Origin of the sequence: Rhodococcus sp. RCBS9 (genome assembly GCF_029457415.1) — a bacterium.
GTDB lineage: Bacteria > Actinomycetota > Actinomycetes > Mycobacteriales > Mycobacteriaceae > Rhodococcus_F > Rhodococcus_F qingshengii.
In genome coordinates, this window is the sequence record NZ_CP120422.1 from 4,010,393 (window position 1) to 4,029,456 (window position 19,064).

Below are 19,064 nucleotides of genomic sequence, written 5' to 3' on the forward strand. Positions count from 1 at the left end.
ACAGATGAGCAGTCCGTTCGAGGTCATCGAGGTGGGTGGCATTCCGTTTGCCGCGGCCAATCTCGAGAGAGCTACCGATTGGGTAGTCAACGACAGACGAGAGGGAGCAGGAACCGGAGTCTCCGTGAGGTTGTCGAATTCCTACTGCGTGTCGGCGGCGCACAGTGATCGCGACTACTCCGCGGTTTTGAAGGGTCCGGGTGTGAACTTCGCAGACGGAACCCCGGTCAGCTGGGTGATGCGCCTGATCGGCGGCACCGCCGATCACGTCGGTGTTCGACCAGTCCGGGGTCCGTCGTTCTTCGAGGCCACCCTGGACAAGGGACGCCGCTACAGCCTTCGTCACCATTTTGTCGGCACGACAGAAGAGACGTTGAATCTCTTGACGGATCGAGTCGAGGAGTTGTACCCGGGAATCAAGGTGGCCGGCACATATGCCCCGCCGTTTGCCGCGTTCAGCAAGGAGTTCGTCGACGACATCATCACGAAGATCGATCCGACGTCACCGGACATCGTGTGGGTCGGTCTGGGTGCGCCGAAGCAGGACTTTGTCACGAAGGCGATAGCGGATCGAACCGACTACGTGGCCGTCGGTGTCGGCGCGGCCTTCGACTTCTTGGCCGGAACTGTTTCGGAGGCACCATCTTTCGTCCAGAACTCGGGTTTCGAGTGGTTGTATCGACTTGTATCCGAACCCAAACGTCTGTGGCGGCGCTACCTGTTCGGTAACTCGACATTCATACGGCTGGCATCACGTGACATACGAAAAGTCTTCGGCCGTTTGGGGGGACGCGCATGAGCGAGATCAAGACTGCCGAGCGATTCGGAGGACTACGGACCACAACCGTGGTTTCGCAACTATCAGGCGGGCTGTCCCGCAACGGAAGGAACGCAGGATGAAACGCGCACTGATTACCGGAATCACGGGGCAGGACGGCTCTTACCTTGCCGAGTTGCTGCTCTCCAAAGGCTACGAGGTTCACGGACTGATCCGTCGATCCTCGACGTTCAACACTTCGAGGATAAACCACATCTACGTTGACCCGCACGATGCGGATGCTCGACTTTTTCTTCACTACGGTGACCTCAGTGACGGAGCGCGCCTGGTGACACTACTCGCGCAGATCAAGCCGGACGAGGTGTACAACCTCGCTGCGCAGTCTCACGTCAGGGTCAGCTTCGACGAACCCGAACACACCGGGAACACCACTGGCGTCGGGTCGATCCGACTACTCGAAGCGGTTCGGATGGCCGGACTCGACTGCCGGTTCTACCAGGCGTCGAGTTCCGAGATGTTCGGTGCCACACCGCCACCGCAGAACGAGGAGACACCGTTCTACCCACGTTCGCCCTACGGTGCGGCGAAGGTGTACTCGTACTGGATCACCAAGAACTATCGTGAGGCATACGGGATCTTCGCTGTGAACGGAATTCTGTTCAATCACGAATCCCCGAGGCGTGGTGAGACATTCGTGACGCGGAAGATCACGCGCGCGGTCGCACGCATCCAGGCAGGTATCGAGGATCATCTGTACATGGGCAATCTCGATGCGATTCGCGACTGGGGATATGCGCCGGAGTACGTGGAGGGAATGTGGCGCATGCTGCAGGTCGACGAGCCTGAGGATTTTGTGCTCGCCACCGGTGGCAACTACTCGGTGCGCGACTTCCTGACCGTCGCGTTCGAACATGCAGGTCTGAACTGGGAAAACCACGTTCGATTCGACGAACGGTATCTTCGGCCGACCGAGGTGGACGCACTGATCGGGGATCCGAGTCATGCCGAGCGCAAACTCGGTTGGAAGGCCGGCGTGCACACACCCGAACTGGCCCGGATCATGGTCGAGGCAGACATCGAAGCGCTCGAACACGAAGGGCGACCGTGGATCGACACTCCGGCACTTCCCGACTGGTCGGCGACGCGATGAGTGATTCATTCGCAGCGCGACCACTCGATCGAGGCGCACCGTTCTACGTGGCCGGCCACCGAGGTCTGGTCGGCTCTTCGGTGTGGCGACACCTGGAATCTGCGGGCTTCACCAGGTTGCTCGGAAAGACGTCGGCCGAACTCGATCTACGTGACCGGGAAGCTGCTTTCGATTTCTTCGCCCGCGAAAAGCCGACCAACGTGATCCTCGCAGCAGCAAAAGTTGGGGGGATTGCGGCGAACAGCACTTTCCTCGTCGACTTCCTGTCGGAGAATCTGCGCATCCAGGTGAACGTGCTCGACGCTGCCCTCGCACACGGCGTCGAGCGTCTCCTGTTCCTCGGATCATCGTGCATCTACCCGAAATTGGCACCGCAACCGATCAAGGAGGAATACCTGCTCACCGGGTATCTCGAGCCGACCAACGACGCCTATGCAATAGCAAAGATCGCGGGAATACTCCATGTTCAAGCTGCCAGGCGGCAGCATGGTCGCCCCTGGATCTCAGCTATGCCCACCAACCTGTACGGCCCGGGAGACAATTTCTCTCCGCGCGGATCGCACGTACTTCCCGCCCTCGTTCGGCGTTACGACGAGGCGCAGTCGTCGGCAGTCCAGTCGGTTGTCAACTGGGGGAGTGGCAATCCGCGACGTGAATTCCTGCATGTCGACGACTTGGCGTCGGCGTGTCTGCGTCTGCTCGACAACTACGACGGTGCATCGCATGTCAACGTCGGAACCGGCGAAGACCACACAATTCGCGAGATCGCTTCGATGGTCGCCGACGAGGTCGGATACACCGGCGAGACGCAGTGGGACACCTCGAAGCCTGACGGAACGATGCAGAAACTGCTGGACGTGAGCATGATTCGTGAACTCGGATGGCGGCCGACAATCGGATTGCGCGAAGGAATCGCGTCGACGATCTCGTGGTACCGCGACAACATCGGTGCCGTACGCACCTGAATCACTTTTCCCATCAACACACTTCGCACACTCTCGAGAAAGCAGATCGAGCAACATGAGCACTCGCATAGCAGTATTCGGCACGGGATACCTGGGCGCGACACACGCGGCCTGTATGGCCGAACTCGGCCACGAGGTCCTCGGAGTGGATGTCGATGCGGCAAAGCTGGAGAAACTGGCAGCAGGTGAAGTTCCGTTCTACGAGCCAGGGTTGGGCGAGGTCCTACGACGAAACATCGATCGAGGGCGACTGAAGTTCACGTCGTCGTACGAGGAAGCCGCAGAATTTGCGGTCGTGTTCTTCCTCGGGGTCGGTACGCCGCAGAAGAAGGGTGAGTTCGCCGCGGACATGGTCTACGTGGATGCCGTGATCGAGACTTTGGCGCCGCTGCTCACCAAGCCCTCGGTCATCTTCGGCAAGTCCACAGTACCGGTGGGCACCGCGGAACGGCTCGGCAAACGCGCGCGGGAACTGGCACCGATCGGTGACGGCGTCGAAGTCGCGTGGAATCCCGAGTTTCTCCGTGAAGGATTTGCCGTCCAGGACACGTTGCACCCGGACCGACTTGTGCTCGGAGTCGATCGAAATGTCCGCGGTCGAGCGGAATCTGTTGCGCGCGAAGTTTATGCAGAGCTCCTCGATGAGGAGATTCCGTTTCTCGTCACGGACCTTGCGACGGCGGAGTTGGTGAAAGCGTCAGCGAACGCTTTCCTGGCCACCAAGATCTCGTTCATCAACGCCATCTCCGAAGTGTGCGAGGCCGCGGGCGCCGACGTCACAGTGCTCGCCGACGCGATCGGGCACGACGTTCGGATCGGACGTCGATTCCTCAACGCGGGAATTGGTTTCGGCGGAGGGTGTTTGCCGAAGGACATCCGCGCCTTCATGGCTCGCGCCGGTGAACTCGGTGCCGACCAAGCACTGACGTTCCTGCGCGAAGTCGACAACATCAATATGCGCAGACGTACACGCATGGTCGAACTGGCGCGGGAGGCATGCGGATCGCTTCTCGGTGCGAGAGTCGCAGTTCTGGGTGCCGCGTTCAAACCGGACTCGGACGACGTTCGTGATTCGCCGGCGCTCAACGTCGCGGGTCAGATTCAGCTCCAAGGTGCTGCAGTGAACGTGTACGACCCAAAGGCCATGGACAATTCGCGCGCGCTGTTCCCGACGCTGACCTACTCGGCAAATGCATTGGAGGCCTGCGAAGGTGCCGACGTCGTCCTGGTATTGACCGAGTGGCTCGAATTCTTGAAGTTGCAGCCGTCCGATCTCGATTCGGTGGTTCGCAACAAAGTGATCGTCGACGGGCGCAATTGCCTTTCCCCCGACGACTGGCGAGGCGCAGGTTGGAACTACCGCGGACTGGGACGCCCGTGAGCACAGGACGTCTCGTCCGTCGCAGCTGATCTATATCGAAATTGATAAAGCCCGGTTCGCCCTCGCGGTCCGACCGGCAAAGACCGCTCAGACCCGCAGTGGACATGCGTGAGCCGAAGGAGACATCAAGATGGAAATTGTCGACTACCTGAAGATATTGCAAGCCAGATGGCGAATCGTCGCTGCTGTAACCGTGCTCGGAATCCTCGGAGCCCTTGGCGCTTCTCTTCTTTCGACGCCCGTTTACCAGGCCTCGACGAGGCTGTTCGTTTCGACGTCGGCGGGTACCTCGGTCAACGAGGCACTGCAGGGCAGTCAACTTTCACAGCAGCGAGTTCTGTCCTATACAAAACTCCTGACCGGCCGAACACTCGCACAGCGGACGATCGACGAACTGGGACCGAGGGTGGTCGGCGGGATGTCGGCTGACGAGTTGGCCTCCAAGGTCACTGCGACGTCGGCGCCCGACACTGTGTTGATCGACCTCGCAGTCAAGGACGCGTCACCGGAACTCGCACGCGAGATCGCGAACACTCTCTCATCCGAATTCGTGGCATTGGCAAAGGAACTGGAGACACCCGAGAACGGCGGAACACCGCCTGCACGTGTGGTCGTCGAACAGCAGGCTCAACAGCCGACTGTTCCGGTGTCACCCAAGACTTCGCGCAACCTCGCGCTCGGCGCAGTGGCGGGACTGGTTGTGGGGATCGCGCTTGCGTTGATTCGTGATCGACTCGACAACACGGTGAAAGATCGTCGAACTGTAGAAGAGATCGCGGGTTCGGCGATGGTGGGCACGATCCCGTTCGACAAGGACGTCGAAGTCAATCACGCGATCGCTTTCAGTGACGGAAGTTCCGTGAGTGCCGAAGCCTTCCGTGAGTTGCGCACCAACCTTCAGTTCCTCGAGGTGGACCATCCACCGCGTGCCATCGTCGTCACGAGTTCGCTTCCCTCCGAAGGTAAGACGACCACGGCCGTGAACATCGCTCTCGTCTTGGCGGAGGCCGGCAAATCAGTGTGCCTGATGGAAGGCGACCTCCGGAAGCCGCGAGTATCGAAGTATTTGGGATTGCTCGGAAGTGTCGGCGTCAGTTCGGTGCTCTCCGGTCAAGCGACGCTGGACGATGTGCTTCAGCCGACCGAGTTCGACGGGCTGACAGTGCTCGCCTCCGGACCGATCCCGCCGAACCCGAGCGAACTACTCGGCACGGACACGGCCAAACATGTTCTCGAGGAACTGCGGGCGCGATACGACTACGTCATCATCGACGCCTCGCCGTTGCTACCCGTCACGGATGCCGCGGTCCTGGCCGCGATGTCGGACGGTGCCCTGGTGATCGCCCGACACGGCTCCACGAAGTGCGATCAACTGGCGCGCGCGGTCGGAAACCTACAGAGTGTGGGTGCGCACGTCCTGGGCACTGTCATCACGATGACGCCGTCTCGCGGACGCAATGCGTACGAGTACAGCTACTACTACGAGTCGGACAAGTCGCTACCGCAGTTGACCGCGGTGCCCGCGCTCAACGCTCACCGAAGCGAAGTCGGCTGAGCAGCGGGCCGAGGAGATCGGCGATCTCAAGTCCGATCTCGTGAAACACGTTCTCTTCCTTACCCATCGGATCCATGACGTCCTCGGGTTCGGTGGCACGAAATCGGGGTCTGGCGGCGGCGAGGTCCTCGACAGTTCCTGCATCTGCGAGCGAGCCCAACCGTGCGGCTTCTCGAAGTGTGAACGTGCGCTTGAGCCGCGCCGGAGCCATCGCCAGGACCTTGTCTCGCTGACTTTCGGTCATCGTGAGAATGAGGTCGGCGTCCGAGGCCAGCGCTGTTGTCATGCGTCGGGCTTGAAACTCCGTGGGGTCGCCGCCGAGCCCCGCGAGAACCCTCGCAGCAGTCGGCTCGATCGGGTGCCCGACCATCGCCCGGGTTCCGGCACTCGACGCGGTGAATCCGGTGACCCCGGCTTCGGCGGCATAAGCACGTGCAAGGCGTTCGCCCGTGGGTGATCGGCAGATGTTTCCCGTACAAACGAAGAGAACGTGCATGGCAGAAGCATAGGTTGCACACGCGACGCACTCGTCGTACGCCCGATGTTGGTTTCGCGCCCACCTGGCGTACGCGTTTCGGAAAGTTCGGACGCATACCAACAACACATGAAGATGACCGTGTTCGGAACGGGATACCTGGGGGCGACCCACGCAGTGTGTATGGCCGAACTTGGCCACGACGTGCTGGGAGTCGACATCGACCAGTCCAAGGTCGACAAGTTGTCTCGTGGGGAGGTCCCGTTCTTCGAGCCGGGTCTGACCGACATGCTGGAGAAGAATCTGGCGTCGGGTCGGCTGCAGTTCACGACTTCCTACTCCGATGCCGCGGATTTTGCGGACATCCATTTCGTCGGTGTGGGGACGCCCCAGAAGAAGGGGGAGTACGCCGCAGATCTGAGTCATGTTCATTCGGTGATCGACATGTTGGCGCCGTTGTTGCGAAAGCCTTCGCTGATAGTCGGGAAGTCGACGGTGCCGGTAGGCACGGCAGCGGCTCTCGGCGAGCGACTCCGAGCGACTGCGCCGGCGGGTGGCTCGGTAGAGGTGGCCTGGAATCCGGAGTTCCTGCGTGAAGGACACGCGATCGCGGACACCTTGAGCCCTGACCGGTTGGTTCTGGGGATCGATCGTGACCGGCCGGGAAACGCCGAAGGCGTTCTTCGCGAGGTGTATGCCGAGATACTGGACGCGGGGGTGCCCTTCCTCGTGACCGATCTGGCGACGTCCGAGTTGGTCAAAGGATCTGCGAATGCGTTTCTCGCGACCAAGGTGTCCTTCATCAATGCGATTGCGGAGGTGTGCGAGGCGACCGGGGCCGACGTCACGATGTTGGCCGACGCTCTCGGGTACGACGCTCGGATCGGTAGACGGTTCCTCAATGCGGGCTTGGGGTTCGGCGGTGGTTGCCTGCCGAAGGACATTCGGGCGTTCATGGCACGCGCCGGGGAGTTGGGTGTCGACCAGGCGCTGTACTTCCTCCGCGAGGTCGACAGCATCAACATGCGACGACGGACAAAAGCTGTGGAACTGGTGACGGCAGCCTGCGATGGCAGTTTGCTGGGAGCTAACGTGTCGGTGCTGGGAGCTGCGTTCAAGCCCGAATCCGACGATGTGCGCGATTCGCCTGCGCTCAACGTTGCAGGAATGATGCAGTTGCACGGGGCGGCGGTCACCGTTTTCGATCCGAAGGCAATGGATAATTCTCGCCGACTGTTTCCCACCCTTCACTACGCAACCTCCACGTCAGAAGCTTGCAGGAATGCTGATGTGGTCTTGATCGCCACTGAATGGGACGAGTTCGCCTCACTCGTGCCCGCCGATTTGGAACCACTCGTTCGGCGGCGGGTGATCGTTGACGCCAGAAATTGCCTCGATCCGGACCTGTGGCGCTCCGCCGGTTGGAACTATCGCGGATTGGGGCGGTAGGTCGAACGTCCAGGTAGCGAAAAAATAGCTGCGAGAAGGCCTTAGGTGAGATGCGCGAACCTCGCAGACCATGCCCAGTGGGTAGACTTCCGGCCGGGGAATGACGGGGTCTGGTGACGGAACCCGTCGACGGTCGACGAAGGTGGATCATGAACTTGGTTTTGGGTGTGACGGTGGGAGCCAGCGCTGTGCGTTTGGCGCGCCCGGGGACGCCCGACCACAGTGGTCCGGTGTTCCGATCCAGAGCGGTCGATCGAGGCCGCGAGATTCCCGAGGAAGTCGCAGCGGAGGCAACCGGCGTGGCCTTGACCGAGAATGCCGACCTCGGCAGCAATACGGTCGTCGCTTACCGGGATCAAGCGCAGGCCGGAGCACTCCAAACAGCGTTCGAACAGAAGGGCATCGACAACTTCGAGCTGGTTCCCGAAGTAGTCGCGACGCTTCGAATGCTCGAGGAGTCCGGTGCGTTGACCGACCAGAGCACACTCGTCGTCGTCGACATCGGTAGTTCTGGATCGACGATCAGCATTGTGGACAGGCAGATGCGGTCTACCGTCGTCACCGCCCGGTCGACGCGGGTCAGTGGAGATCACTTCGACGAGCTCGTCTACTCGGATCAGACCGTGCGTCGCCGTATAGCTACGCCGGCCGACCCGGGCGGCGATGCCGAACTGCAGGCGCGATGCCGACTCGCGAAGGAACAGCTGTCCTCACGAAGTGCGGTGTGCCTGCCCGGCCCCGGCGGGCTTCTCCTGCTGTCGCGGGAAGTTTTCGATTCGTTGGTCGTCACGTCGGTGGAGGCCTTCGCACGCGAGATACGAGAGGTCATCGCAACGTCCGGCCGTAACCCCGACGCGATTCTCCTGATCGGTGGCGGTGCACGCATTCCGATCGTGCGGGCGACCCTCGCCGCGTGGCTGGAGTGCCCCCTCATCGCGCCCGAGCAGCCGGAACTCGTGACTGCTCAAGGCGCTGCGCTGATCGCGGAGTCGTCGATGACGCCATCGGCGCGCGCGGTATCTGCCCCGGTTCAGGTTCCGGCTGTAGCGCCGATCTTTGCGCCGTATCCGATCCACACCCCGGCGGAGGTACCCGTTCCGGTTCAGGCGTTCAGCCACGGAGGGGTCGCAACGCTCGCGGAATCGGAGCGGCCGAATGCGTTGTCCGAAGTCACTTCCGGCACGAAGTCCGTTCCGCAAGAACAGGTGCCGAGCCCTTACGCGGCGGAACTGCCTCTGCCGCGACCGAACCGGCACGAGCAACGATTCGATCCGGCCGCAGATCTCGTGGTCGCCGACAGCGACCAGGCCACGGACGGATTCAGCACAGAACGTGACGCAGACACCGAGGCCGTGATGGTTGACGCCCAGGCGTACTCGGCGATGTACGAAGGCGAGGCACCCGGGGCAGGGGCCGCACACCCGTCCTGGCTCGCCGGGACACAACCCGTTGAATCGACATCCAAAGAGCCGAGAAACCCGCTACGGTTCGCGGGCCTCGGTGCCGGTGTGATCGCGGCGATCGTGATCGTGGGGCTGGGATTGGGCTACGGAGGAAAGGTCTTCGATTCCGAGGACGCCGGACCCGTGGCAACCGAGGTGACCACGACGGCACCGACGACCACGACTACCCCGCCGCCTACGACCACAACGACCCCGCCCCCGACGACGACGGAGGAAGCCCCTCCGGTCGTCGAGGCTCCGCCAGTCGTGCAGGACACTTACGTGCCTCCCGCGCCCGCGCCCGCGCCGCCACCGCCGGCGATCTACATCCCGGGGCTTCCGCCGATTCTGTTGCCGGTCCTCCCACCGATTCCCGGACTCTGAGCAGTTGATTCCTGGACCCTGAGTCGCCGATTCGTGGACTCAGGGGCCGGTTGGGCTGTTCCTGACGGGCGGCGCGGCCTTCGCAAAGCAGGTCCGGTGATCGACTTCACAGGGTTCCCGAAGGCTGGATGAGCAAATTTCTGGCTACTTTACTTTGGTGCCGAATTTCTTTGCTTTCGTGTTCCAATAACCGGGTTGATGGTCTCTTTTCGCCCAAAAATTCAGGCAATTCCCCCTTTGAGCTGTAATTATTCGCCTTGCGAACAGTATCTTGCGACGATTTGGCTTATACAAACGAGGTCATGGTTTGCGCTCAGACGGATGACTATCCCGTGCATTCGGCGCAGATTCGTGTAGGTTTCGATTTGCTGATTGGTAGCGATTCGATGAATCTGTATCGATTGAGCATCACTGTGAGGCACACGACCGAAGGAAGCACATCATGGACAACGACGCCCCTGCGGCAGACGAGCGTATGCGTTCGGCGACGATGCGCCCCCGTGTCACGGTGATCGTGCCGGCGATGAACGAGGCGAAGAATCTGCCTCACGTGGCTGCTCAGATGCCGAAGGGAATCGACGAGATCGTGTTCGTCGATGGAAATTCGGTTGACGACACCGTCGAGGTCGCCACGATGTTGTGGCCCGACGCCACGGTGATCACACAAACGCGCAAAGGAAAAGGAAACGCCCTCGCATGCGGGTTCGAGGCGGCGACCGGCGACATAATTGTCATGATCGATGCCGACGGGTCCACCAACCCCGGCGAGATTCCGCTCTTCGTGCAGGCACTCGTGGATGGGGCCGACTTCGCCAAGGGTTCGCGATTTATCGCAGGGGGTGGAAGTTCGGACATCACAAAGTTGCGGCGGCTAGGCAACTACGGCCTGAATTCCCTGGTGAATATCCTCTTTCGTACGCAATTCACAGACCTTTGCTATGGGTACAACGCGTTCTGGCGCAATGCACTCGACGTCATGCAGCTCCCGGATACAGACATTGCTGCAGCTCAGTGGGGTGACGGATTCGAGATCGAGACGTTGATCAATGTTCGTGTAGCTGCCGCCGGATTGGGAATTGCGGAAGTCGGAAGCTTCGAGGCCGATCGAATTCACGGTGTCAGCAACCTCAATGCCTTCTCTGACGGAATGCGCGTGCTGCGTATCATCGGGATGGAGTGGCGCCGCCGACGCAGCGCACGCAGGGGCGCTACCTCGCGTCGCTCCAGCCCTCTCGACCCGCAAAAATTGACGTTGCCTGAGTCGATCGTCAGCTGAAGCAGGTTGGAGCGCACATTAAATCGGTTCCTGTTCGCGTCTGGTTGCCGGTTCGGTACCCAGGACCGTCGCCAGCGCGATCAGTCCGATCAGTGACGGGTACACCGTGAACCTTTGGATCGTGCCCTGCCCGAGCATGCCGAGACCGCCGACTGTGTGGATGAAGTAGGCGCTCAGTCCGAGTACTCCGGCTGCGAGGGCGACCCATTTTGCTGGGGACGGTCTGCGGAGCGTCCGGGACGAGGTCGCGATCATGATCACGGCGGTGTTGGCCAAGACGAAATACATGTTTGCACCGATTCCATGGAGGATCGATCCGCGGTCGAGGGACGACACGGCGATCAGGATCAAACCGCTTGCCGACACGAGTAGAAAGGAGCCTTCTGTAGGCGATACGACTCGCGACTTCCACCACAATAGTGTACCGACAGATATTCCCAGTGCAGTGGTCACGAAAGAAATGTTCATCAACCAGTACCAACTGCACACGCCCGCACGACTGTCGCAGACACGAACACCTAGTTCGCTTACGAATTGATTGCGGCGCGAGTAGTTTCCTCGCCAGCTCCACGCGGTCAAGAATTCACACACAAAAAACAGTAATGTCGAAATCCACGCGTATCTGGCGAACAGCTCGATAATGTGCGAGGATTTGCCGTTTCCTTTGTTTGCGACGAATTCTTCGTTGTAGTCCGAGTGGATCATTCAGCGATTCCTTCTCTGAAGAACTTCAGTGGATTTTTGCATGCATTCTCGAATGCGGATCCGATTCTTTCGGCGTCGAATACATTGTCGTGAAACGAAAACGAGACATTGTTCAAGGTTCCCAGTCGTCCGACTGCAATCACGATATGTTCGGGACTTTCAGGTAACAAGGTCGCGATATAGACAGATTCTTTCGGGGTGCCGGTCAATGGAAAATTCTTGAACTGCGGAGCGCCTGACATATCGCTGTAAGCGATGCGCGCACGAGGGTGTGCCGGAGCGCTCGTCACAGCGTCTCCCACCGGCCTGCGCGTAATGCGACCGAGTCGGGACTTTACTGAAGTGGCGGCGAGATTGAGCAGCGGTCGACCCGAATCGGCCGCGGCGGAGATACCGTCCCCGACGGATGCAGGTGAGCCCGCATCGTCGAATGACAAGTCCAGGCCTGCCGCGAAGTTGGAGAGCGTCCGGTGGTTCTCGGGGAGGTACCGCCTGGCGTCGAACAGGACCTTCACGGTGTTGTCCACCTTGATACCTTCCTCTCGAAGTGCGCGCACTATGGAGGCGAAGAAGATCGACGACAACGACGCGGGAACGGCGTTTGCTTTCCTCCAAGCCGCGAGATCACCAAGCGCAGTGGGTGACGATGTTGCGAATCCGACGTGATGGGAAGGTTGCCACTTCGCTGTAATTGGTTGTGAAGAAACCTCTTTCGGTCTCCCTGCGGTCACGCTGCGGAGAAGCTTGCCGGGGCTCGACGCATAAAGATTCCAGGAGGCAGCCGTCAGAGGGAATCGTGTCGGTTGTAGCGCAGTGCACCATTGTGGGACTTTGCCGGTACGCGTCGCAGGGTCAGCGAGCGCGCGCGTGAGATTGACTGTGGTCTGGCCGTCTCCCACTCCGTGTGCAAGTCGCACGATCAGGTATCGGCCGCAGACCGTCACCGCAATAGGCAGCGACACGTCGGCCAGGCGGACCGCAGCGGCGAGGGTGGCAGGTAGGTCTTGTGTGTGAACAGCAGGGATTTCGTGCACGCCGCGCTGCAGTGAGTCCGGTTCGAACACCCAATTCCGAGTTCGACTGCTCGGGATCAGTCCGACTCGCGCGTGTGGGCCCGCGGACGCGATCGTGCGGAGCGCCGCGCGAACTCCTTCCACACCTCCATGGTCGATTGGCCCCATTGCGACTAATGTCCAGTTTTCAACCATGGCAACGTCGAGATCGGTAACTTTGTAGCGCGTGGGCTGAATCTCATTTCGCACGGTGAGGCCTTTCTAATAGTAGAAAGTGGGGAGATATGCGACATTTCGGAAATTGTGTCCTCATGGCGCGTGATTCTTTCTTGGTATGCTAATTCAGTGACGCGTAGCGAGGTTATCAAAGTGCTTGGAGTGACGCTTTCGGAGAATGTCGGCGGAACCGATCACAGCTTCCGAAATCTAGCTCTCGTTCTTGCCTCGGAAGGTATTCAATTGTCGCTGGCAGGCCCGTCCGGAGATACCCCGACCCGGCGCTGGTGGACAGAATCGAACCTTGAATATGTTCCGCTGGAAATTCCCAAGCGAGTTGGATTGCGTCCGACAAGCGGGGAAGGCTTCAACTCCAAGTATGACTTTTTCTCGCAAGTCCCGAAAAGTATGCGCGCGGTCAAGGCTTTGATCGGGAAGGTTCGTTCCTTCGATGTCGTCCATTCGAACGACTTGATGACTCACGTGGACGTCGTGCTCGCCGCGCGACTGGCAGGAAGGCCGTCGTTGCTCGAGTTGCACGACATCGTGCCCCCAGGTGGTGGGCGGCTGGTGATGAGTAGTGCGGTGTCCACCGCAAACGCAGCAGTCGCCGTGAGCGAGGCTGTATTCGAGCAGTTGGGCCCGCTGGCACGGAGGAAGACCCGGGTCGTCCATCAAGGTGTCGACTCTGTTCGATTTAGTCCGGGAGTGGCCGATCCATCGATTCGCGCCGAGCTGTCAGCAGATCCCCGAGCATTGCTCGTGGCGGTGGTGGGGAGGTTGGACAGAGAGAAGGGCATCGGCGAGTTGATCGAGGCACTGGGGTCGTTGCGTCGATCGGGAGTTGACGTACATCTGGCTGTTGTCGGCGCACCGGCCAAGAATGACGCTGCATTTGTCGACGCGTTGCACACCTTGGCGCGGGCATCGATGCCGGGCGCCCATCGGTTCCTGTCGCCCAGAAATGACATTCCGTCGATTCTGCGTGCCGTCGACGTCCTCGCGTGCCCGTCTCACGACGAGCCTTTCGGGCTGATCGCGTTGGAAGCTCAAGCCTCCGGAGTCCCGGTGATAGCCAGTGACAGTGGAGGATTGCGCGACTTCGTTCACGACAACAGAACCGGCGTGGTCTTCCGGACAGGGGACGTCGATTCTTTGACCGTTGCCGCACAACGGCTTCTCGGCGATCCCGCACTATGCACCCGAATCGCCGCCGAGGCGTTGGGCCGGTCCAGAGACGACCTGTCCATCGAGCGACGAGCAGATTCGTTCGCCACGACGTACAGAGCTCTGCTCCGTGACGCAGGACGGCGGAGGCGAATATCGAGGTTCGATTCGAACGGGCAGGGGTGATCATGTCTTCGTCACCGGTTTCGAAGGTCGAATTCCTCGACAAGACAACATGTTCGGTATCCGTGGTGATCTGCGCGTACAGCATGAGTCGGCTCGAGATGCTGCTCGCTGCGGTTGATGCCGCCACTGTCCAGGCAAACGGCCCAGGCGACGAGGTCGTTGTTGTCATCGATCACAACGAGTCCATGCTTGCTCATGTTCGTGCACACGTACCAACGGGGGTCCGGGTGGTGCCCAACACTGCCGAGCAGGGCTTGTCCGGCGCGAGAAACTGCGGAATCAGTGCAGGCAACGGTCATCTGGTGGCATTTCTCGACGACGATGCGATCCTCCGAACTGGCGGGATCGACGCGATCCGAGCAACGATGAGTGCAGATCCCACGATTGCGGCAGTCGGAGGGGCAGTGCACGCACGGTACGAGGGGTCTAAGGCTCGGTGGTTTCCGGAGGAATACGGCTGGGTCGTCGGCTGCGACTACCGCGGCCTCCCACCAGACGGAGAACAGATTCGCAATCCGATCGGCGCATGTATGGCGGTTCGGCGCACCGCGCTCGAGTCCATCGGCGGGTTCTCGAGCGAACTCGGGCGGGTCGGCACGTTGCCGGTCGGTTGTGAGGAGACGCTGATGGGAATCAAGATCCGCCAGCGGGATCGCACTGCCAAGATACTGCGAGTCTGTGATTTCGCAGTCGATCATTTTGTTCCTGCCGACCGCCAGCAGTTTCGCTATTTTCGTCGACGTTGTTTCTACGAAGGTCGGTCCAAGCGAATTCTCACCCAAGCGGTGGGGAGCGCGGACGGGTTGTCCAACGAACGGGCGTACGTCGTCGGTGTCTTGAGCAGTGGAATCTTCACCGCAGCCAAGGATTCGATTCGAGGCGATCGCTTCGCGCCAGCCCGCGCGGCAGCTCTGATTTTCGGGTTCCTTGCCACCTTGCTCGGGTTCCTTTCGGCGAGAACCGTATTCGGTGGAGAGCACCTGGTTGACGACTGCGACGACATAAACGCCGATGAACTGGTGTCTGTGGTCGTGGCCACCGTCGGCCGTGATTCGCTCGCTCGGACACTGGACGCTCTGTTGGGTCAGAGCCACCACAATCTGCAAATTCTGGTGGTCGACAACAAACCTGATACCGATCGCGTGGACCAGGTCCTGTCGGCGATGGACGACGAGCGTTGCGTGATACTGAGACAACCAGTCAAAGGTGCTTCTGCCGCGCGTAATCTCGGACTTCACCACGCGAACGGGCGAATCGTGGCCTTCACCGACGACGACGCGGAGCCCGACCCATTGTGGATCGAGAAGATTTTGGACGTCTTCGTGCTCGACGCCTCCCACGAGGTTGCTGCGGTGACCGGTCGCGTTGTGGGAATTGGCATCGACACCGCCGAACAACGGTGGTTCGAGGAAGTGGGCATATTCGACAAGGGCGATACCACGACCTTGTGGGCGATGGAGACGCCGAAAATTGCTTCGATCGGATTGGGTCAGCGGGGGACTTCACCGCTTTTCCCCTACACGGCAGGCGAACTCGGTAGCGGCAACAACATGGCCTTCCGCACCGAAAGCATCCGACGTCTCGGCGGGTTCGACGAGGCACTCGGACCCGGAACACCGACGCTCGGAGGCGAAGACCTCGACCTGTTTCGGCGGGTAGTTCTTGCTGGAGCGACGCTGGTTTACGCCCCCGAGGCAACAGTAGGACACCATCACCGCGCGAGTGTCGCGGAGTTGCGGGACCAGATGTACGGCTACGGAACGGGAATGTCCGCGGTTTTGGTCAAGATCATTTCGGGCGGCGACCGGACTGCTCTGGGTTTGTTGAAGGTCGTGCCCCGAGGTGTGCGCATGCTTCTCGTTCCCGACACTGCGCGTTTCGGTGACAGAAGTACAACGATGCCCGGCGATCTCAAGCGAGTGGAACTGGCCGGGTATCTGGCTGGCCCCTATCTGTACGCTTCCAGCAAGCTACGCCTGCGTCGTAGGCGGGCGCAGGCGGATCAGTTGTCCCGATGATCGTCGGACAGGCGTCGACTAAGGGGGACGCGGAAACGAAGCGAGGTCGTCATCGAGGTGACCTCGATGACGGCGGAACCACTCGCACCGCACAACTGGGACTCGATCATGTCGTCCTCATCGCAATCGCTGTATTGACCTGTACCGCGCTGATTCTCGCGTTGCTTGTTCGCCGCGATGGAGGGGAGGGAGTTCCATTCTCACTGCGCGTGTTGATCGGGGTCGCGACGACGGTTCTGGTTCCTGGTGTGCCTATTGCACTCATGGTTCGCATTCCGGATCCAGTGATCACGACGGCAGTGGGGATAAGCCTCTCACTCTCGGTCAACATCATTGTTGCGCAGTCTCAGTTCGTTATCGGCGCATTTCATCCGACCTTGATTCAGACAGTGCTGTGCGGGCTGTCCCTCCTCTCCTGTGCGGTGGCGTGGAAGGTTATGCCCTATCGAGAGATCGGACCGCCGCGGGTAGGGCGTCGGCGAATGCTCGCCGGTGTGACGATCACGGTTGCAGTGCTCTTCTTCGCGATGGCAGTTCGAACTCTGGACACCGCTGCCGCAGGCGCCGCAGGAATCATTCCAGAAATCGGGTGGGCGTACTACGTTGCGCTTTTCCTGGTCTCACTCGTAGCCGGGATCGCGCTGACTTCGCGCAGACTCGACGCAGTAGTGCTGACTGTCGCAGCACTGACTTTGATCACATTCACGACTTTGCTGGTAAGCCTTGCAGACGGGGTGACATCAATCCCCACAGCTTACGTACATCGTGGTCTCATCGAGATACTCGTCCATTTCGGAGAACTTCCACCACCCTCCGACGCGCGCTTCAGTTGGGCTGGATTCTTCTCCGGGAGCGCCCAAATGAGTACCGCCTACGGGATTACCGATTTCACCGCCATTTTCATCTGGGCACCCGTGTTCTTCAACGCGATGATCGCGTTGCCGATCTACTCGATCGGGTTGTCGATATCACGGAGTCGACGTGTGGCATGGCTGGGCGTGTTTGTCTATTTGCTTTTCAACTGGTACCAACAGGACTACTTTGCGCCTCAACCAACCGCAATGATGTTCTACACCAGCGTGATTGCAGTGCTCTTGTGGCAACTGCGTCGTGCTCCACTCCCCGTGGTCGAGGGAGGGTTGGTGGCGAGAACTGTCGGCGCATCTCGTCGCACTCCGGGGCGTGTGCCTGGACAGAGTTCGGCGCAGACCCTCGCCGTAGAGGCGATTCTGGTTGTGATTCTGGCGGCGATGGTTGTGACACACCAGTTGACGCCGATGGTGATGGTCGGTGCACTGTTGATGTTCACGCTGACGGGATCGACTCGCTATCGGTTGTTGTGGGTGGCCGTCGGCGCGCTCTTTCTCGTCTGGTTCAGCTACGGCGCAGTCGACTACTGGAAAGGCCACCTTCAGGCGTTGCTGTCGGATGTCGGGCAGGTGAGCGGCGCGGTGCAAGGCGGTGTCAGCAAACGCATCGGCTCCGGGCCGACCTACCAAGCAATGCAATATCTGCGGCTCGCAGCTACAGGTTTCATGGGATTGCTCGGGTTCCTCGGCTGGGTTCTGACACGTGGACGAAAGACGTGGTTGATGTCGGGAGTGCTGTGTGTGGTTCCCTTCGGATTGGTGGCAGTACAGAGTTACGGCGGCGAAGTGGTCATTCGGTGTTTTGTCATGGCAGCTCCGATCCTGGCTCCACTTGGCGCCGTGACGATTGTGCGTAGTGCCGCTGCGCTTCGGAACGTTCTGATGAATTCGAGACGACGGCGTGGCGGGCGTATACCGCGTGTTGTCATGGCGTCGCTGTCGATTCTCGTTCTCTCCGTCATTCTCACCGCTACTCGAGGGTTGAACACCTCATTCGAGCACTCGTCGCCTTATCAGATCCGGATTGGTGATGCACTCCTCGCGTCAGTACCGGACGGTGCCACGATCATGGCGTGGGGACCGTCCGCGCAACTGGTCTCCCCGCGAATTCTCACCGGAGTGACGGTTTCTCAAGTTGATTCGATCGATTGCCTGGACAACTTCGATACATGTGTCGCTGATCGAGATCCGGACTACGTATTCGTTGCGCAGCAGGCTTCCTCCCAGATATCCCTTCAATACGGATACCCTGCGGGAATGTTCGACGATGCCATCGCCGATATGCTCGCGTCCGGCAATTTCGAGATCGTCGTCGAGAATGCCGATGTCACCGTGCTGCGTCGCGCTGGTGCCCCCGAGATCGACCTGGAACAGCGATGACAAATCTGTTGGGAGCATGCATCTTCGGATTGTTGTTCGTTGTGCTCACTCTGATTACGGTGACGCGGGAACGGCAGGTGCCGGACCTCGGCACCATCGGCCGTGGGAAGGCTGCGAGAGCTCTTACCGTTCTCGGGGTCGTCCTGGTCCTGTGTGCAGTCGCCGTGGTGTTCTTACGATTCGACCAGATCGCGCTGATCTCGAGTCAGGAGTGAAACACATTGTTGTTCAACAAAATAACGGCCCTCGGTGGAGTTGTCGCTTTGTGCTTGTCAGTGGGGTGTTCGGTCACGGGTGACGTGCCAACCGACGCATGTGAAGAAGGACCGAGCGCGCCAGGCACCACGAATGCGCCGACAGGGGATCTGCGCGGGTGGACGCAAGTATTCGTGGACAACTTCGATCGCTGCGAGCTGGGAGAAATGTGGGGGGCGTACAGCGGCCAACCTGGGGGTGATCCTCACAGTTGGTGGGAGCCTGAGCAAGTCAGTGTCACCGAGGGGGTTTTGCGCCTGCGTGCGCAGCAGGATGGCGACCAGTGGGTCACTGGCGGTGTTTCTAACAGTGCAGTGTCGCAAACTTATGGGAAATGGATGGTTCGTCTGCGGGCGGGGGTATCGGACGAGATCAGCTATCATGTGTTGCTGTGGCCGCG

The 19,064-nt window shown here is 60.2% G+C and carries 15 protein-coding genes; 12 read left to right on the forward strand and 3 right to left on the reverse strand.

Annotated elements, in window-relative coordinates; genetic code table 11:
- The first annotated feature begins 4 nt into the window (after positions 1–4).
- From P0M12_RS18890 to P0M12_RS18910, 5 genes are all read left to right on the forward strand, one after another.
- Positions 5–799 carry a WecB/TagA/CpsF family glycosyltransferase gene (locus tag P0M12_RS18890; protein ID WP_277376704.1) on the forward strand — a complete coding sequence of 265 codons (795 nt, stop codon included), beginning with the start codon at positions 5–7 and terminating at the stop codon, positions 797–799.
- A gap of 97 nt (positions 800–896) precedes the next feature.
- Positions 897–1,928, forward strand: a complete 1,032-nt coding sequence (gene gmd, locus P0M12_RS18895; protein WP_007726640.1) for a GDP-mannose 4,6-dehydratase — start codon at positions 897–899, stop codon at positions 1,926–1,928.
- A complete protein-coding gene (locus P0M12_RS18900) occupies positions 1,925–2,893 on the forward strand; it encodes a GDP-L-fucose synthase (protein ID WP_277376705.1) in 969 nt (322 codons plus the stop codon). The genes gmd and P0M12_RS18900 overlap by 4 nt, the downstream gene beginning before the upstream one ends.
- Before the next feature lie 55 nt (positions 2,894–2,948).
- Complete coding sequence (locus P0M12_RS18905) at positions 2,949–4,274, forward strand: UDP-glucose/GDP-mannose dehydrogenase family protein (protein WP_192712051.1); 1,326 nt, start codon at positions 2,949–2,951, stop codon at positions 4,272–4,274.
- Between the two features lie 130 nt (positions 4,275–4,404).
- The gene (locus P0M12_RS18910; protein ID WP_277376706.1) at positions 4,405–5,829 is read left to right on the forward strand and encodes a polysaccharide biosynthesis tyrosine autokinase; all 1,425 of its coding nucleotides are present in this window, start codon (positions 4,405–4,407) and stop codon (positions 5,827–5,829) included.
- Here P0M12_RS18910 and P0M12_RS18915 read toward each other — a convergent pair.
- On the reverse strand, positions 5,801–6,325 hold the full coding sequence (locus tag P0M12_RS18915; protein ID WP_058038968.1) for a protein-tyrosine-phosphatase: 525 nt from the start codon (positions 6,323–6,325) through the stop codon (positions 5,801–5,803). The two genes, P0M12_RS18910 and P0M12_RS18915, sit on opposite strands and share 29 nt — an antisense overlap.
- A 108-nt stretch (positions 6,326–6,433) precedes the next feature.
- Here P0M12_RS18915 and P0M12_RS18920 point away from each other — a divergent pair, with 108 nt between their 5' ends.
- From P0M12_RS18920 to P0M12_RS18930, 3 genes are all read left to right on the forward strand, one after another.
- Complete coding sequence (locus P0M12_RS18920) at positions 6,434–7,753, forward strand: UDP-glucose/GDP-mannose dehydrogenase family protein (RefSeq protein WP_007726649.1); 1,320 nt, start codon at positions 6,434–6,436, stop codon at positions 7,751–7,753.
- A 149-nt stretch (positions 7,754–7,902) separates the two neighbouring features.
- The gene (locus P0M12_RS18925) at positions 7,903–9,579 is read left to right on the forward strand and encodes an Hsp70 family protein (RefSeq protein WP_277376707.1); all 1,677 of its coding nucleotides are present in this window, start codon (positions 7,903–7,905) and stop codon (positions 9,577–9,579) included.
- 442 nt (positions 9,580–10,021) lie between these two features.
- Positions 10,022–10,855 carry a glycosyltransferase family 2 protein gene (locus tag P0M12_RS18930; RefSeq protein WP_007726652.1) on the forward strand — a complete coding sequence of 278 codons (834 nt, stop codon included), beginning with the start codon at positions 10,022–10,024 and terminating at the stop codon, positions 10,853–10,855.
- A gap of 18 nt (positions 10,856–10,873) precedes the next feature.
- On the opposite strand, the gene P0M12_RS18935 is transcribed toward P0M12_RS18930, so the two are convergent.
- Both P0M12_RS18935 and P0M12_RS18940 read right to left on the reverse strand, forming a co-directional pair.
- A complete protein-coding gene (locus P0M12_RS18935) occupies positions 10,874–11,560 on the reverse strand; it encodes a DUF998 domain-containing protein (protein WP_007726653.1) in 687 nt (228 codons plus the stop codon).
- Positions 11,557–12,717 (reverse strand): hypothetical protein, encoded by a 1,161-nt coding sequence (locus tag P0M12_RS18940; RefSeq protein ID WP_007726654.1) that lies wholly within the window; start codon positions 12,715–12,717, stop codon positions 11,557–11,559. The genes P0M12_RS18935 and P0M12_RS18940 overlap by 4 nt, the downstream gene beginning before the upstream one ends.
- A gap of 234 nt (positions 12,718–12,951) precedes the next feature.
- On the opposite strand from P0M12_RS18940, the gene P0M12_RS18945 reads away from it, so the two are divergent.
- The 4 genes from P0M12_RS18945 to P0M12_RS18960 are packed head-to-tail and all read left to right on the forward strand — an operon-like array spanning position 12,952 to position 18,624.
- Positions 12,952–14,142: a glycosyltransferase family 4 protein gene (locus P0M12_RS18945; RefSeq protein WP_047269049.1), complete on the forward strand. Its 1,191-nt coding sequence runs from the start codon at positions 12,952–12,954 to the stop codon at positions 14,140–14,142.
- A gap of 2 nt (positions 14,143–14,144) precedes the next feature.
- The gene (locus P0M12_RS18950) at positions 14,145–16,160 is read left to right on the forward strand and encodes a glycosyltransferase family 2 protein (protein ID WP_047269050.1); all 2,016 of its coding nucleotides are present in this window, start codon (positions 14,145–14,147) and stop codon (positions 16,158–16,160) included.
- A complete protein-coding gene (locus P0M12_RS18955; protein WP_277376708.1) occupies positions 16,157–18,409 on the forward strand; it encodes a serine/threonine protein kinase in 2,253 nt (750 codons plus the stop codon). Before P0M12_RS18950 ends, P0M12_RS18955 begins: the two co-directional genes overlap by 4 nt.
- Positions 18,406–18,624, forward strand: a complete 219-nt coding sequence (locus P0M12_RS18960; protein WP_007726658.1) for a hypothetical protein — start codon at positions 18,406–18,408, stop codon at positions 18,622–18,624. The genes P0M12_RS18955 and P0M12_RS18960 overlap by 4 nt, the downstream gene beginning before the upstream one ends.
- The last annotated feature ends 440 nt before the right edge of the window (positions 18,625–19,064 follow it).

Coding starts and splice junctions, on each gene's coding strand:
- P0M12_RS18915 (WP_058038968.1), bottom strand. CDS start 6,325: ATGCACGTTCTCTTCGTTTGTACGGGAAACATCTGCCGATCACCCACG.
- P0M12_RS18925 (WP_277376707.1), top strand. CDS start 7,903: ATGAACTTGGTTTTGGGTGTGACGGTGGGAGCCAGCGCTGTGCGTTTG.
- gmd (WP_007726640.1), top strand. CDS start 897: ATGAAACGCGCACTGATTACCGGAATCACGGGGCAGGACGGCTCTTAC.
- P0M12_RS18950 (WP_047269050.1), top strand. CDS start 14,145: ATGTCTTCGTCACCGGTTTCGAAGGTCGAATTCCTCGACAAGACAACA.
- P0M12_RS18910 (WP_277376706.1), top strand. CDS start 4,405: ATGGAAATTGTCGACTACCTGAAGATATTGCAAGCCAGATGGCGAATC.
- P0M12_RS18905 (WP_192712051.1), top strand. CDS start 2,949: ATGAGCACTCGCATAGCAGTATTCGGCACGGGATACCTGGGCGCGACA.
- P0M12_RS18955 (WP_277376708.1), top strand. CDS start 16,157: ATGATCGTCGGACAGGCGTCGACTAAGGGGGACGCGGAAACGAAGCGA.
- P0M12_RS18890 (WP_277376704.1), top strand. CDS start 5: ATGAGCAGTCCGTTCGAGGTCATCGAGGTGGGTGGCATTCCGTTTGCC.
- P0M12_RS18930 (WP_007726652.1), top strand. CDS start 10,022: ATGGACAACGACGCCCCTGCGGCAGACGAGCGTATGCGTTCGGCGACG.
- P0M12_RS18920 (WP_007726649.1), top strand. CDS start 6,434: ATGAAGATGACCGTGTTCGGAACGGGATACCTGGGGGCGACCCACGCA.
- P0M12_RS18900 (WP_277376705.1), top strand. CDS start 1,925: ATGAGTGATTCATTCGCAGCGCGACCACTCGATCGAGGCGCACCGTTC.
- P0M12_RS18960 (WP_007726658.1), top strand. CDS start 18,406: ATGACAAATCTGTTGGGAGCATGCATCTTCGGATTGTTGTTCGTTGTG.
- P0M12_RS18935 (WP_007726653.1), bottom strand. CDS start 11,560: ATGATCCACTCGGACTACAACGAAGAATTCGTCGCAAACAAAGGAAAC.